The sequence below is a fragment of the Prosthecobacter sp. genome (genome assembly GCF_044226605.1).
Lineage (GTDB): Bacteria > Verrucomicrobiota > Verrucomicrobiia > Verrucomicrobiales > Verrucomicrobiaceae > Prosthecobacter.
This window is the reverse complement of sequence record NZ_JBGAGS010000017.1, coordinates 60,785-75,725: the sequence shown is the minus strand read 5'-3', so window position 1 is coordinate 75,725 and position 14,941 is coordinate 60,785. Positions and strand designations below refer to the sequence as shown.

The 14,941-nt window shown below is 59.0% G+C and carries 11 protein-coding genes; 6 read left to right on the top strand and 5 right to left on the bottom strand.

Annotated features, from left to right (window positions below; translation table 11 throughout):
- Positions 1 to 3: 3 nt before the first annotated feature.
- Positions 4 to 957, bottom strand: coding sequence for an NAD-dependent epimerase/dehydratase family protein (locus ACILSO_RS22545; protein ID WP_395739723.1), 954 nt, complete (start codon positions 955 to 957; stop codon positions 4 to 6).
- Positions 954 to 2,249, bottom strand: a complete 1,296-nt coding sequence (locus ACILSO_RS22540) for a nucleotide sugar dehydrogenase (RefSeq protein ID WP_395739722.1) — start codon at positions 2,247 to 2,249, stop codon at positions 954 to 956. Before ACILSO_RS22540 ends, ACILSO_RS22545 begins: the two co-directional genes overlap by 4 nt.
- A 329-nt stretch (positions 2,250 to 2,578) precedes the next feature.
- Between ACILSO_RS22540 and ACILSO_RS22535 the strand changes: the two genes are divergently transcribed.
- The 3 genes from ACILSO_RS22535 to ACILSO_RS22525 are packed head-to-tail and all read left to right on the top strand — an operon-like array spanning position 2,579 to position 6,901.
- A complete protein-coding gene (locus ACILSO_RS22535) occupies positions 2,579 to 3,781 on the top strand; it encodes a glycosyltransferase family 4 protein (RefSeq protein WP_395739721.1) in 1,203 nt (400 codons plus the stop codon).
- Positions 3,782 to 3,819: 38 nt separating this feature from the next.
- Positions 3,820 to 4,941, top strand: coding sequence for a glycosyltransferase (locus ACILSO_RS22530; RefSeq protein ID WP_395739720.1), 1,122 nt, complete (start codon positions 3,820 to 3,822; stop codon positions 4,939 to 4,941).
- Between the two features lie 58 nt (positions 4,942 to 4,999).
- A complete protein-coding gene (locus tag ACILSO_RS22525; RefSeq protein WP_395739719.1) occupies positions 5,000 to 6,901 on the top strand; it encodes an ABC transporter ATP-binding protein in 1,902 nt (633 codons plus the stop codon).
- A 10-nt stretch (positions 6,902 to 6,911) separates the two neighbouring features.
- On the opposite strand, the gene ACILSO_RS22520 is transcribed toward ACILSO_RS22525, so the two are convergent.
- Positions 6,912 to 7,667, bottom strand: a complete 756-nt coding sequence (locus ACILSO_RS22520; protein ID WP_395739813.1) for a class I SAM-dependent methyltransferase — start codon at positions 7,665 to 7,667, stop codon at positions 6,912 to 6,914.
- 122 nt (positions 7,668 to 7,789) lie between these two features.
- Between ACILSO_RS22520 and ACILSO_RS22515 the strand changes: the two genes are divergently transcribed.
- From ACILSO_RS22515 to ACILSO_RS22505, 3 genes are all read left to right on the top strand, one after another.
- Entirely contained in the window at positions 7,790 to 9,484 is a 1,695-nt protein-coding gene (locus ACILSO_RS22515; protein ID WP_395739718.1) for a cation:proton antiporter, read from the top strand.
- A gap of 115 nt (positions 9,485 to 9,599) precedes the next feature.
- Positions 9,600 to 12,413 carry a DNA polymerase I gene (gene polA, locus ACILSO_RS22510; protein WP_395739717.1) on the top strand — a complete coding sequence of 938 codons (2,814 nt, stop codon included), beginning with the start codon at positions 9,600 to 9,602 and terminating at the stop codon, positions 12,411 to 12,413.
- 60 nt (positions 12,414 to 12,473) lie between these two features.
- Positions 12,474 to 13,031 (top strand): hypothetical protein, encoded by a 558-nt coding sequence (locus tag ACILSO_RS22505; protein ID WP_395739716.1) that lies wholly within the window; start codon positions 12,474 to 12,476, stop codon positions 13,029 to 13,031.
- 16 nt (positions 13,032 to 13,047) lie between these two features.
- Here the strand turns inward: ACILSO_RS22505 and ACILSO_RS22500 are convergent, their stop codons facing one another.
- Together ACILSO_RS22500 and ACILSO_RS22495 are read right to left on the bottom strand one after the other, a co-directional pair.
- Positions 13,048 to 14,013 (bottom strand): ABC transporter permease, encoded by a 966-nt coding sequence (locus tag ACILSO_RS22500; RefSeq protein WP_395739715.1) that lies wholly within the window; start codon positions 14,011 to 14,013, stop codon positions 13,048 to 13,050.
- The gene (locus tag ACILSO_RS22495) at positions 14,006 to 14,926 is read right to left on the bottom strand and encodes an ABC transporter permease (protein WP_395739714.1); all 921 of its coding nucleotides are present in this window, start codon (positions 14,924 to 14,926) and stop codon (positions 14,006 to 14,008) included. The genes ACILSO_RS22500 and ACILSO_RS22495 overlap by 8 nt, the downstream gene beginning before the upstream one ends.
- Between the last annotated feature and the right edge of the window lie 15 nt (positions 14,927 to 14,941).

Below are 14,941 nucleotides of genomic sequence, written 5' to 3'. Positions count from 1 at the left end.
AGGTCACCCAGCCTTGCCAACTTGCTTGTAAAACTCCAGCGTCTGGCGCAGGCCTTCCTCCCAGGAAACTTTCACCTCGTAGCCCAAACCTTCGCGGGCGGCGCTGATGTCCGCCAGCGAGTTCAGTACGTCGCCTGCACGGGCCGACTCAAAGCGCGGCTCCAGTTGCTGGCCGGTGAGTTGGTTGATGTCTTTGACCAGACGGATCAGGTCGATCGAGTGGCCGGTGGCCACGTTGAAGACTCTGCCAGCCGCCTTTTCAGCAGGCGCTTCCGCCGCAAGCAGGTTGGCGGACACAGCGTTATCCACAAAGGTGAAGTCACGCGCCTGGCTGCCATCGCCGAAAATGACGGGAGCCTTGCCTTCCAGCATGAAGGTGCAGAACTTGGCGATCACGCCGGAATACGGTGAATCAAAGGCCTGGCGAGGACCAAAGATGTTGAAGTAGCGCAGCGCGATGGCTTCGAAGCCGTAGAGCTGGTAGAAGAGCTGGCAGTAACGCTCGCCGCCGTACTTTTGCAGTGCGTAGGGGGAAAGAGGCTGCACGGGGAGGCTCTCATGCTTTGAGGGCGCATCCGCGTTTCCGTAGATGGAGGACGAGGAGGCAAACATCAGGCGCTTCACCCCGGCGTCGCGGGCGGCCAGCAGCACATTCAGCGTGCCATCGAGGTTTTGCGCATTGCTTTCCAGAGGTTCGGCGACCGAACGCGGAACGGAGGGCAGAGCGCCCTGGTGGAAAACCCAGTCCACCCCGGGCATCAGCTTGGCGAGAAGCGCTGTATCACGGATATCTCCTTCAACGAGGTCGATTTTGTCCCCCGGCTTCTTCCAGTCGAGGTTGGCCGGGTTGCCGAGCGAAAGATTGTCCAGCACAATGACTTCGGCGCCTTTGCGGCAGAGCGCTTCCGAAATGTGGGAACCAATAAAACCTGCACCACCAGTGACGAGAGCCTTCATGCTTTGAAATAGTTCGGTTTGCCCTTCATCAGGGCGCTAAGGGAGTTGCGAGAATCCACCACCAGCCGCGAATGCTCGGCCACGAGGGCAACATCCACAGCTTTGTGATTGGTGGCCACCAAGACCAGATCGTATTCAGACAATGCCGCCGCCGTGAGCGCAACGCTCTTTCTCCCGGCAAAGTGGGCGTGCTCCCGCGAGGGGCGGATGACTGGAACGTGGGGATCGTGATAGTCCACTTCCGCACCCTGCTGCTCCAGAAGCTCCCAGAGAACATAGGCGGGGCTCTCGCGGTCATCGTCCACATTCGACTTGTAGGCGATGCCGATCATGAGGATGCGGCTGTCCCGGATGGTCAGGTGAAGAGACGCCAGCGCCTCGCCGACACGTTTGATCACGTAGGAGGGCATGGCGGTGTTCACCTCTCCAGCAAGCTCAATAAAGCGCGTCTCCTGGCCGTACTCGCGTGCCTTCCAGGTGAGGTAAAAAGGATCGATGGGGATGCAATGCCCGCCAAGTCCGGGTCCGGGATAGAAGGGCATGAAGCCAAAGGGCTTGGTCTTCGCCGCCTCTATCACATCCCAGATGTCGATGCCCATGGCGGCGTACACCACCTTAAGCTCGTTCACCATGGCGATGTTGACGGCGCGGAAGATGTTTTCGGTCAGCTTCACCGCCTCGGCCACACGGCAGGACTCCACCGGCACGAGGGTCTTGATGGCACGTCCATACACTTCCATGGCGTGTTTCTGACATTCCGGGGTAAGACCGCCGACGACCTTCGGGATCAGCGCCACATCGCTCTGCGGATTGCCCGGGTCTTCACGTTCGGGAGAGAAGGCCAGGTGGAAATCCACGCCCGCCTTGAGATTTGAATCCGCCTCAAGCACTTCGCGCAGTTCGGTGTCCGTGGTGCCCGGATAGGTTGTGGACTCCAGCACAACGAGCTGCCCGCGCCGCAAATGGGGCGAAATGGATTTGCCGGTGTTCAGCACGTAGGTCAGGTCAGGATCGCGATGCTTCGCCAGCGGGGTGGGCACGCAGATGATGATGGCCTCGCATTCTTTCACCCGGGCGAAATCCGTGGTGGCGGAGAAACGTCCCGCATCCCGCTGCGCCTTCACGGCCTCACCTGTGATGTGAAGGATGTAGCTTTCACCCGCTTCCAGGCTGTTGATTTTCGCAGGATCGATGTCGAATCCCAGCACGGTGCTGCCCGTGCGGGCAAACTGAAGGCTCAAGGGCAGGCCCACATAGCCCAAGCCAATGATACCGATGGTCGATGACGTCATGTAAAAGGTCGGAGGTGTGAAGAAAAAATTGGATATGACGGCAAGGCTGGAGCCTTGCCAGAACTTTTTTCCATAAAAGGTGCCTCTTCACAGCACATGCAGTGTCGGCCACGACGCAAGAATAGTATTGAATATCTAGATCGAATTACCTAAAACTGTCACGAAACAATGACGTTAGGGTCGAAAATATGAAGCGCCAACCATTACAACATAATGATATTGATTATCTAATTTCAATCCCGTAAAACACGTGGATTAATTGAATTAATTCGTTGCGCCATCAACGATTGAATCAATCACAATCAGCTAATTTTCAATCGTTTAAGATTATGAGCCTCTCTTCCTTCCCACACTGGCGAATTGTTCATTCGGAGGCTTCTCTTGGATGGGGAGGACAGGAACACCGCGTGATGGCGGAGCTGCTGGGATTCCAGCGCCGAGGCAGCTCAGTTCGGCTGGTGGCACACCCAGACAGCCAGATCATGGCACGGGCCCGTGCGGCGGGCCTTAACACCCGTCCCTGCACTTTTGACCGCAGGCTGCTGCCGTTCGAAATCCTGCGGATGGCGCTGTGGCTGCGGCGCGAGAAAATCGAGATCGTCAACACGCACAGTTCGCGCGACGGCTGGCTGCTGGGGCTAGCAGCGCGTCTGGCGCGTGTTCCCATGGTGCTCCGCACGCGGCACATTGATGTTGTTGACCGCAGCCCGAAGATCAGCAGGCATAAATTCACCACTCTGGCTGATCATACCCTGACCACGAGCGACAAGATCACCCGCGACATCCGCAGCCGCTACCAGCTGGCGGCGAGCAAAGTCAGCACCGTTCCCACCGGCATTGACCTGGATCTTTTTCATCAAACCGGCCCCACTGCGGAACTGCCGGTGCGCAGCGGTCCCGGGGCGCCGCCGGTGATCGGAATGGTTTCCGTGCTCCGCTCATGGAAGGGACACTCCACCTTTTTTGCTGCGATCCAGCTTCTACGCGAGGCGGGCCGTGAGTTTCAATATGTGGTCGTCGGCGGCGGCGCTCCCGTTGAGGTGTATGCCGCGAAGGCGAGATCCTTTGGCGTGGAAGACCGCGTCAAGTTCACCGGACAGCGTGAGGATGTGGCCGACGTGCTGCGCGCACTCGATGTGCTGTGCATCCCCTCCACCGCCCACGAAGGAATACCCCAGATAGGACTGCAGGCCCTGGCCTGCGGCACGTCCGTCGTGGGCAGTGACTGCGGCGGCATTCCCGAAATCATCCGCGAAGGCGAGAGCGGACGCATTTTCCACGCAGGAGATGCAGCGGCGATGGCAGAGCGCATCGCAGAAACCGTGGACCAGCGGGAACGCAGCGCTCAGATGTGCCGCGCCGGACGCGCGCAGGTGGAAAGACAGCACAGCCTGGACAGCATGCTCGACCGTCTGAGCGAGATCTACCTACAGCGCCTCGAACGTACGGCCGCAGCTCGAAGCCAATCCGCTCAGATGGCTTCGTTCACCGGAGGGAGTTTGCTGAAACTTGCAGTCAAAAAAAAGGTTTAGTTCGGCGCTGCTTGGGCCAATAGAGCAGTGCGGACTACATGGCAGACTCTCCCCCCCAAAAACGTATCTGGCGCATCGCCCACTCTGAAGCCTCCCTCGGCTGGGGAGGGCAGGAGCACCGCATCCTGGCCGAGATGAAGGGATTTCGCGCCCGGGGCAGCGAGGTCTGGCTGGTGGCTCCTCCGAACAGCCAGCTCTATCAGCGCGCCGAAGAGGCCGGCATACCAGTGCAGGCCCAGTATTTCAATCAGCGCCACCTGCTGCCGTTTCACGTGATGCGTCTGGCGAGGTGGCTGAGCAGGAACCGGATCGAGATCGTCAATCCGCACAGTTCGCGTGACGGGTGGATGCTCACCCTGGCGGCACGCATTGCCCGGGTGCCGTTGATCATTCGCAGCCGCCACTTTGACGTGCCGATTCCCAACAAGTCTCTCAGCCGCCTGATGTACAAGGAGTGGAGCCACCACATCATCACCACCAGTCCGAAGATCACGGACACGCTGGTGACGACCTTTGACCTGGATCCTTCCGAGGTCTGCACGATCCCCACCGGAGTGGATCTGCAACGCTTTAGCCCGGATGGACCAAGGGCGGCGCTGCCGCTGCCAGAGCTGCCTGCTGGCACGCCGATTGTGGGCATGATCACCGTCATCCGCTTTGCGAAAGGGACGCAGGTGCTTGCTGAAGCCGCAGGGCTGCTGCGGGAGCAGGGACTTCGCATCCACTGCGTCATCGTCGGTGACGGGCCCTGGCGCACCCACCTGGAGGAGGCGATACAGAAGCTCGGCGTGCAGGATCTTTTCACCCTCACCGGACACCGTGAGGATGTGCCGGACATCATGCGTACGTTCGACATCGTGGCCATCCCCTCCTTTCACGAGGCGATCCCGCAGTCGGGTCTGCAAGCGCTGGCAAGCGGCGTGCCGGTGGTGGCCAGCAACATTGGCGGCATCCCCAGCATCATCCAGGATGGGGAGACGGGCCGCCTGGTGCCCATGCAGAATCCCGCGGCACTGGCACAGGCCATCCGCGACACTTTGGAACATCGCGAAAAGACACAGGCGATGTGCGCCGCAGGACGCCGCTTCATCGAGCGTGAGCACAGCCTGGAAAACATGCTGGACCGGCTGGAGGCGATCTATCGCCAGCACCTGGGGTGATGACTTCCCAGTTGTGAGGATGGCGATGCTGCGGCACTGATCAGGTTCCGTCATTTTCATGTCCCAGCCTTCCGCTCCCAAACCTCCGGCCAAAATCAATCTCGCTGATCCCCACCTCCGTGCGGTGGTGCTGAAAACGCTGGGGGCCATCTGGAAATACGTGGTTCCCTACAAAGGGCGCTTCATTCTGAGCACGGTGCTGGGCATTCTTAGCGGTCTGTTCACCAGCGTCATGCTTATCGGTTTCCAGCTCATTTTCTCGCTGGTGCTCAAGGGCAAGACCACCACGCTGGGAGAGACCATCAAGCTTCCACTCGTCGGTACGATCAATCCGGCGGAACTCCTCCACGTGTCCTCGGACACGCCCATCGGCGTCACCGGCGTCGCCATCGCCTGCGCCTTCATCCCGCTGCTGATCTTCCTGCGCGGCTTCCTCGGCTACCTCTCCAGCTACATGCAGGCATGGGTGACGAGCAAGGTGGTGTATCAGATCCGCAATGACGCCTTCCGCAGCATCATGCGCCAGTCGCCGGGATATTTTAACAACGCCCGCACTGGCGAGCTGATGCAGACCGTCATCAGCCAGACCGGTGTGGTGCAGCGCAATGCCATGATGCTCATCCAGACGCTCGCGCAACGCCCGGTGACAATCATCGCCATCCTCGTCACCCTCTTTGGCATGGACTGGTTTTTCACGCTGATGTCTCTGGTGGTCTTCCCGGCCTGCCTCTACCCGATCCTGCGCCTGGGCAAACGTGTACGCAAGGTGGGTGCCAAGGAGGAGTATGACTCCCGCGCTCTCATGGCCTCAATGCAGGAGTCCTTTGCTGGCATCCGCCTGGTGAAGGCCTATGGCCGTGAGGACCACGAGATGCAGCGCTTTGACCGCTCAAACGCCAGCATGACCAAGAACATGGTCAAATGGGCCAAGGCCTTGGAACTCATTGGCCCCATCGTGGAAACCGTGGCCTCCTTTGGCATCGCAGCCGGGCTGATCTATGCCTGGAACAGCGAAATCCAAGCCCAGGATTTCTTTCTGCTGGTGATGGCACTCACGCAGATCTACCCGCCGCTCAAAGAACTCAGCAAGGTGCAGCTCTTCCTGCAGAAGACGACCGTGGCCGCAGGCATGGTGTTTGAAATCCTCAACCGCCAGCCGGACATCCAAGATGCTCCGGGCGCCACCGCCCTCGGCAGGACCTCTGGGGCTGTTTCATTCCAGGACATCACCTTTTACTACCGCGACAAGGACGACGTCAAAAAAGACCTGCCTGCCGTGCAGGACATCAATCTCCAGCTCGAGCCCGGCAAATTCTACGCCTTCGTGGGCCGCAGCGGCGCTGGGAAGAGCACCCTCTTCTCCCTCCTGCTGCGCTTTTATGATCCGGACAAAGGCTCTGTGCTGCTGGATGGGAAAGACATCCGCACCTGCACCCAGCACTCTCTCCGTGCCAACATCGGCATCGTCAGCCAGGACACCTTCCTCTTCCACGACACCATCCGCGAAAACATCCGCTACGGCCGACTGGACGCCACGGAGGCTGAAATCATCGCGGCAGCGAAGAAAGCGCATGCGCATGAGTTCATCGAGCAGATCAGCAATGGCTACGATGCGATCGTTGGCGAGGGTGGCTGCAACCTTTCGGGCGGGCAGCGCCAGCGCATTTCCATCGCGCGTGCTGTCCTGCGTGACGCGCCGGTCCTGCTGCTCGACGAGGCCTACTCCGCGCTCGACACCGAGAGTGAGAAAATCGTGCAGGATGCCATCCACACGCTTTCCGAAGGCAAGACGGTCGTGGCCATTGCGCACCGTCTTTCCACCATTCTAGAAGCAGACCAGATCGTGGTCATGGATCAGGGGCGGATCGTTGACCGCGGGCCGCATGCGGAACTGCTGAGCCGCAACGCGATCTACCAGAACCTCTACAACCTGCAGTTCAGCAGCGAAGAGCAGCGATAAGCTTGAGAGCTTAGGCGCTCTTGTGGGACTTGGTGATGATGGTGCGGCCAAGCAGCATGTCGATGCTGTTCATGGCACGCACCAGCGGCTCATTGGCCTCGTCCAACGTTTTGACCCGGTGCCGCTCTTTGTACATTGCGCGGCCGCCCAGAATCTTTATCAACGGGTAAAGAAAAATGAGCTTCGCCATGCCGGAACGCTGACGGTGGTCAATGTGCGGAGACACATCAGCAAAGCCGGCATCCAGCAGGGAATGAGCAACATAAAACCAGGACACCGGATTGATGTGTCCACCCGTGGAATAAAGGGCGCTGTTTTTCACCGGCAGCGGCCCGAAGAGATTCCAGAAACCAAACCAGAGAAAGCGCAGGCGCGAATTAAGATTCAGGATATTCGGCGTGCTGAGAATGCAAACACCACCGGGCTTGAGCACACGATAGATTTCCCGCAGTACCTGACGGTAGTCTTCGAGGTGTTCGATCACCTCCGTGGCAGTAACTACGTCAAAGCTTGCATCGGCATAAGGCAATGGCTCATTGTTGAGGTTGGCAATGTCCACCTTTTGACTGGGCAGTTTCATCAATGTGTCAGTGTAGTCGCAGACGCTCGACTGGACCTTTAACGCTGCTTTGACCCGCTTGATCAGCCCGCCATGACCTGCGCCAATGTCCAGATGGTGCGTCCACTGATGGCAGCGGTGTTCTGCGAGAACCAGTTCCAAAACTTTTTTGTGAATGCGGTCAACAGACATGAAGTATGGCTGGATATCGTAGCAAGTTGCATGGGCAACTTGATTTTTATTTTGTCATAGCGCCGCCACAAAAATCGCATCGTGCATCCAGCAGGCGCTTGATCTACGGAAGCTAAAGGCCGAAGAAAAACTCCTGCATGCTTCACACCATCACCATCGCCGCATCTGCCATTCCACCGCTGTTTGCACTGCTGGCGCTGATGCTTGCCGGTGTGGTGCTGGTGTCCCTGCTGCTGCTGAAGCTGCGTCAGTCAATGCTTGCGGGGTATTTCATCTGTGGCGTGCTGATTGCAAACTCCGGCGTGCTGGGACTGTTGGGCGGCGGTGAGTCGCACGTGCAGGTTTCGCAGATGGCGGAGTTTGGTGTGGTGCTGCTGATGTTTACGCTGGGACTAGAGTTCTCACTGGGGGAACTGCGCTTTCTACGTCGGCTCGCCTTTGTGGGCGGTGGCTGGCAGATGGGCCTGTGCGCGCTCGTGGTTGCGGCAGTGTCGAGCGCCTTGCATTCCAGCACGTGGCAGGGGGCCGTCATTTTGGCGGTCGCGCTTTCTCTGAGCTCCACCGCAGTCAGTTTGAAGAGCTTTCAGGATCTCGGACTGGAGGCAAGCCCCGGTTCGCGCATGGCGCTGGCCGTGGCGATTTTTCAGGACCTTTTCATCATCGTCTTCTTCATGTTTCTGCCGCTGCTGCTGCCACATGAAGGGGAATCCACAGCGCTGATGCCGAGGCTGGGCTCGCTGGTTTTACGTGGGGGTGCTTTCGTCATTCTGGCGGGCGTGGCTGCGCGGTGGATCATCCCGTGGCTGCTGAACGCGGTGACGCGAACACGGAGCCGCGAGCTTTTCACACTGACAGTCATTGGCAGCTGTGTTGGCTTGGCTTTTGTGGGTGGTTTGCTGGGGCTGGGATTGGCGCTGGGCGCGTTTGTCGCGGGACTGGCGGTCAGCGAATCCATTTTTAAGCACCGGATTCTGGCGGATGTGATGCCGCTCAAAGATCTGTTTCTAACGCTGTTTTTTGTCTCTGTTGGACTCATGATCGATGTGAAGGCTGCCATGGTTCTGTGGCTGCCGATCTGCCTGATCACGGTGGCGCTGATGCTGGTGAAGGCGGGGCTAATCACCGCCATAGCGCGTTACCTCGGACTCGGGCAAAAGCAGGCCCTCATGGCGGGCATCGGCCTGTGCAGCGCAGGGGAATTTTCGCTCGTGCTGCTGCAAAACGCTAGCAGCACGCATCTGTGGAGCGATGCCACACAGCAGACGCTGCTGGCCGCGAGTGCGCTTTCCATGGGGCTGCTGCCTGCCCTGTTGAAATTCGGCATTCCGCTCGGCGACTGGCTGGTGAAGCGCGGCTGGGGGCGTGGCAAGCAGGTCAAGGTGGATGCTGGCAATCTGCGCCAGCGCATCAGCGGACTCACGGACCATGCCATCATCTGCGGTCATGGGCCGGTGGGTGAGAAGCTCAACAAAGCACTGCTGGATTCTGGAGTGCGTACGTTGGTGGTGGAGCTGAACGCTGAGACGGTGCAAAGCCTCAAGCGTCAGGGGCAGGCCGTGCTGTTTGCCGATGCCAGCCATCAGGAAACCTGGGAGCTCACCAAGCTGAAACATGCGCGCATGGTGGCTCTGACATTTCCGGATGCCACGGTTAATGCGCAGGCGCTGGCCATGATTCGCGAGCATCGCCCGGATATTTCCGTGCTGGCCCGTGCGCGCTTCAGTTCGGATGTGGAGCGCCTGAAACGCCTCGGGGCCACGCAGGTGGTGAATGATGAGACGGAGGCGAGCCGAGCGATGGAGGATGCGGCGATTACCTTGCAGGGGGCTTGACGAAAATGACGAATGTCGAATGCGGAATGACGAATGACTGAGGTTCTCGATATTCATTCTGCATTTGTCATTCGTCATTGCTCCCCCTCCCCCGCCCTGCTTAGTCTGAGGGCAAATGTCCCAACGCCTTTTCCTTCTCGACGGCATGGCGCTGCTTTATCGCGCGCACTTTGCTTTCATCAAAGCTCCCATCCGCACCAGCGATGGCGTGAACACCTCCGCGCTTTACGGCTTTGCCAACACGCTGCTCGACATCATCAAAAACCAGCAGCCTACGCATCTGGCGGTGGCTCTGGACACCTCTGCGCCGACGCCGCGGCATGAGATGTTTCCTGCTTACAAAGCCCAGCGCGAGGAGATGCCGGAGGACATCAGCATGGCCATCCCGCAGATCAAGCGCCTGATGGAGGCGATGAACATCCCCATCCTCGTGCGCGATGGCTACGAGGCGGATGACATCATCGGCATCATGGCGAAGCGGGCTGAGAAGGAAGGCATCGAGACTTTCATGGTCACGCCAGACAAGGACTTTGGGCAGCTCGTGTCGGAGCATGTGAAAATTTATAAACCAGGCCGCCAAGGCAGTGATGTGGAAATCCTCGGCGTGAAGGAGGTCTGCGAGCGGTGGGGCATCGAACGCCCTGAGCAGGTCATCGACATCCTCGCACTCATGGGAGACACCGTGGACAACATCCCTGGAGTGAAAGGCTTTGGCGAAAAGACCGCCACCGCCCTCATTCAGCAGTTTGGCAGCGTGGAAAACCTCCTCGCCAACACGGCGCAGCTCAAGGGCAAGCAGAAGGAGAAACTTGAGGCCAGCCGGGACGATGCGCTGCTCTCCAAAAAGCTCGCCACCATTTTTCACGATGCGCCTTATGAGCCGCAGGTGACTGATCTCGTGGTCAAACCGCACAATGATGATGCGCTGAAAGCTTTCTTCACCGAGTTCGAGTTCAATGCGCTTGGCCGACGTCTTTTTGGTGACGAATTCAAGGCGGGCCGAGGCCGGAAGGCAGAACAAGTGGCCGCCTCGTCGGCCGAATCGGGAGCGGGTGCAGACGATCTTTTTGCAGCCCCCGCTCCTGCGGCTCCAGCCAAGCTCAGCACCATGTCTGACACGCCGCACGTGTATCATCTGGTGCAGACGGCGGAGGAGCGAAAGAAGCTGATGGCGCAGCTGGCCACGTTGAAGTCGTTCTGCTTTGACCTTGAAACCACCGGACTCGATCCGCGCGATACGGAGATCGTGGGCATCGCGCTTTCATGGCAGGCGCATGAAGGGTGGTTCGTGCATTTCCCGCGTGAGAAAGCCGCCGCGAAGGCGGTGCTGGATGAATTTCATGCTGTGCTGACCACAGAAGGCATCGAAAAAGTCGGGCACAATCTGAAGTTCGATCTCAGCGTGCTGCTGGCACATGGCGTCGAAGTGAAGGGGCCGTTTTTTGATTCCATGCTGGCGCATTCGCTCATCGATCCCGAGCAACGCCATGGCATGGACTACCTTGCCGAGTCGTACCTGCACTACACGCCTGTGCCGATCACAAACCTCATTGGCACGGAAAAGAACGATCTCTTCAGCCAGTCCACCATGGCTGATGTGGCCGATCAGGACATTCGCAAGGTGACCGACTACGCGGCGGAAGACGCGGATGTGACGTGGCAGCTGGCAGCGAAGATGCGGCCGGAATTGAAGGAGCAGCAGTACGTGTTTGAAAAAATCGAATGCCCGCTTCTTCCCGTGCTCACGAAGATGGAGAACTACGGGGTGAAGATTGATGTGCAGGCGCTGCGCGAGTATGGCGTCGAACTCGACAAGAAAGCGGCCGAACTGCAAAAGCGCATTCAAGAAAATGCGGGCGGACCTTTCAATCTCAACAGTCCAAAGCAGCTCGGCGAGGTGTTGTTTGACCGCCTCAAGCTTCTCGACAAGCCGAAGAAGACCGCCACGGGGCAGTATCAAACGAATGAGCAGGTGCTGCAGTCGCTCCTGGGCCTGCACCCGATCATTCAGGATATTCTGGACTACCGCGAAGTCACCAAGCTTAACAGCACGTACGTCGAGGCGCTTCCGCATGCGGTTTCAAAAGTGACCGGACGGGTGCATACGACGTTTCATCAGCTCATGGCCGCGACGGGCCGCATGGCATCGACGAATCCGAATTTGCAAAACATCCCGATTCGCAGCGATCTCGGGCGCGAGATTCGCAAGGCCTTCGTGCCCGGTCAGGACGGCTGGGTGCTGATGAGCGCTGACTACTCGCAGATCGAACTTCGCGTCATGGCCGCGCTCAGCAAGGACAAAGCCATGATCGAGGCTTTCGCCAGCGGACTGGACATTCATCAGGCCACCGCTGCGCGAGTCTATGGCGTGGAACTCGATGGCGTGCTGCCGGAGATGCGCCGGACAGCCAAGATGGTGAACTTCGGCATCATCTACGGCATCTCTGCCTTCGGGCTGAGCCAGCGTCTCGGCATCCCACGCGGAGAGGCAGCCACCATCATTGAGAACTACTTCAAGCAGTTCCCTGGCGTGAAGCGCTTCATGGAGCAGATCATCGTCGAGGCCAAAGAGCATGGATACGTCAAAACTCTCACGGGCCGCCGCCGCCTCATCCGCGACATCACCAGCAGCAACGCCACCGTGCGTGGCGCCGCCGAGCGCGTGGCCATGAACACCCCCATCCAAGGCACGGCAGCAGACATGATCAAGCTCGCCATGGTCAACGTGGACGCCGCGCTAACGAAAGCGGGCCTTCAAACGCGCATGCTGCTGCAGGTGCATGACGAACTGCTGTTCGAGATGCCGGAGAGCGAGGTCGAACAGGCCAAAGCTATCATTCTCGAAGCCATGCAGAATGCCCTGCCGCTTGAAGGCGTTCCCTCGGAGGTCGAGGCCGGCACCGGATTGAACTGGCTGCAGGCGCATTGATGGCCTTTGATCCACAGCACTGAAACGACTGTTCATAAATCTTCCATTTTACTTTTCCCCATGGCCTGGCGACCTGACAAATGCATCGTTTGTGGTGAGATCGACAATACTGTGAGGGGGCGTGTGACAGGGCGCATCTGGCTGCTGGGAAAGGAGGAGCCGCTGGTGCTTGATTTGAGCGGGGATGCTTGGCCGGATGTGGCGGGCTCGAAGCTTACGTTTGTGAATCCCAATCCTGTGGCGCAACCGGATTATGAGGGGCTGCGTTTGAATCAGACGGGATCGGTGGGAGACATCACGGCATCGCAGAGGGTGAAGAAGCTGCTGGTGCCCGAGGAAGAATGGATGCTAGCCATCAAGGAGGACCGGTTTCATGAGATTCCCTGGGTGTGGGCGAATGCTCTCTACCTGGAGTGGTACGGCGACTTCAATGGACGTGTGGTGATCCAGACAACGGATTTCGAGATCACGGCCTCCGAGCGACTTTGGGTGCTGGATCCCGATGAGCATGCGGCACAGCAGGCGATCAATGAGGCAGACATGCAGGCTTACATGGAACAGATGGGAGACGCGCTGGCCGAAGAGAAGGAAGACGAGGACGAAGAAAAAGGAGAATAGCGCAGTCCGTCATTCATCACTCCCCGCCCTTTGGATCAAACGCATCGCGCAGGCCATCGCCGAGGAAGTTTAGGGCGAGGAGACTGACGGACATGAGGAGGGCTGGGAAAACGAGGAGCCACCATTTGCTTTCGAGCGGGTTGATGACTTGAGCGCCGTCTTTGAGGAGCGAGCCCCAGCTTGAGGCGGGGTCTTCGATGCCGAGGCCGAGGAAGCTGAGGAAGGATTCGTCGAGGATGACGGCGGGAATGGTGAGCGTGAGGTAGGTGAGAATGATGGTGCTCAGGTTTGGCAGCAGATGGCGGCGCAGCACCTGCCAGGAACTCTGCCCCATGGCGCGTGAAGCAGTGACGAAAGTCATCTCCCGCAGCACCAGCACCTGACCGCGCACGATGCGCGCCATGGTGAGCCATTCGACGAGACCGAGCGAGATGATCATCACCAGCACCTTGGTGTAGGCTTTCAGCTCGTTCATGACCTTGGCAAACTCCAGCCGGTCGCTCTGCTCCGCAGCCAGACGCCAGCCATCGATCCAGCCCTTCACGTATTCATCGAGGGCGGCGATGAGGATCATGATGAAGAGGATGCGTGGCACGGATTGCAGCACCTCGACCGTGCGCATCATGAAGCCGTCGATGCGCCCGCCTGCATAGCCGCTGATCATGCCGTAGAGAGTGCCGATGCCCAGGCTGATCAGCGCGCCGACCAAGCCTACGCCGAGGGAAACGCGAGCGCCGGAGAGCAGGCGGTAGAGCATGTCCTGGCCGTTTACATCGGTTCCCAGAAGGTGTGCTTTGGAGGGCGGCACAAACGATTCGCTGCTGGTGAGCTTCAGAGCCTCGGGCAGGAGCAATGGCACCACGATGGTGATGAGCGTCAGGGCCGCGAGGAAGCCGAGCGAGATGAGCGCCACGCGGTTGCGCTTCAAGACCTGCCAGCCGTCCGGCCGAGCGATGGAGGCTGGAGCGGCGGCTTCAGGCATAGAGACTGATGCGTTTGTCCAGCAGCGTGTAGATCACGTCCACAAGGAGATTGAAGAGCACGAGCAGCACGCAGTAAACGATGACCGCGCCACTGAGCAAAAAGACGTCCCGATTCTGAATCGAGTTCACAAAGATCATCCCCGCGCCGGAGATGTTGAAGACGACTTCAACGATCATCGAACCCGTCAGCAGATTGGCAGCGAGGGGTCCGAGAAAAGTCACGACCGGCAGAATGGCGACTTTGGCGGCATGCCTGACCACGGCCTGCGTTTCGGACAGACCTTTGGCGCGTGCGGTGCGCAGGAAATCACTCTTCAAAACATCCAGCAGGCTGTTGCGCATCAAACGCGCGACGTAAGCGACATAGGGTGCCGCGAGGCAGAGCGCTGGCAGCACCATCTGCGGCACGGTGCCCCAGCCACCCACCGGCAACCAGCCGAGCCAGAGGGCAAAAGCGGCGATCAAAAAAGGCCCGCTGATGAAGGAAGGAATCGAGATGGACAGCAGCGCGCCAACCATGGCCGAGTGGTCGATCCAAGTGCCCTTCTTCATCGCTGCGAGAGTCCCCAGAAAGACGCCCGCGAAACTCGCGATGACAAAAGCAAGAGATCCGAGGACGAAGGAGTTCGGCAGCTTTTGCCGCAACAGCTCCGCCACAGTCCAGTCGCGATACTTGGTGGACAAGCCGAGATCGAAATGAGCCAGGGAGGAGAGATAGGAGAGGTACTGCTGAGGCAGGGTGCCGCCCAGTTTGTACTTTTTCTCCAGTGCTTCTTTGACGTGTGGAGGCGGCTCCTTCTCCCGGTCAAACGGTCCCCCTGGTGTGATCCGCGCGAGCACGAAGGTGATCGAGATCACGCAAAAGATCACGATCACGCTGCTGAGAGCGCGGCGGAGGAGAAACGGGAGCATGGGTGCAAATGTCGA

Coding starts and splice junctions, on each gene's coding strand:
- ACILSO_RS22545 (WP_395739723.1), bottom strand. CDS start 957: ATGAAGGCTCTCGTCACTGGTGGTGCAGGTTTTATTGGTTCCCACATT.
- ACILSO_RS22540 (WP_395739722.1), bottom strand. CDS start 2,249: ATGACGTCATCGACCATCGGTATCATTGGCTTGGGCTATGTGGGCCTG.
- ACILSO_RS22535 (WP_395739721.1), top strand. CDS start 2,579: ATGAGCCTCTCTTCCTTCCCACACTGGCGAATTGTTCATTCGGAGGCT.
- ACILSO_RS22530 (WP_395739720.1), top strand. CDS start 3,820: ATGGCAGACTCTCCCCCCCAAAAACGTATCTGGCGCATCGCCCACTCT.
- ACILSO_RS22525 (WP_395739719.1), top strand. CDS start 5,000: ATGTCCCAGCCTTCCGCTCCCAAACCTCCGGCCAAAATCAATCTCGCT.
- ACILSO_RS22515 (WP_395739718.1), top strand. CDS start 7,790: ATGCTTCACACCATCACCATCGCCGCATCTGCCATTCCACCGCTGTTT.
- polA (WP_395739717.1), top strand. CDS start 9,600: ATGTCCCAACGCCTTTTCCTTCTCGACGGCATGGCGCTGCTTTATCGC.
- ACILSO_RS22505 (WP_395739716.1), top strand. CDS start 12,474: ATGGCCTGGCGACCTGACAAATGCATCGTTTGTGGTGAGATCGACAAT.
- ACILSO_RS22500 (WP_395739715.1), bottom strand. CDS start 14,013: ATGCCTGAAGCCGCCGCTCCAGCCTCCATCGCTCGGCCGGACGGCTGG.
- ACILSO_RS22495 (WP_395739714.1), bottom strand. CDS start 14,926: ATGCTCCCGTTTCTCCTCCGCCGCGCTCTCAGCAGCGTGATCGTGATC.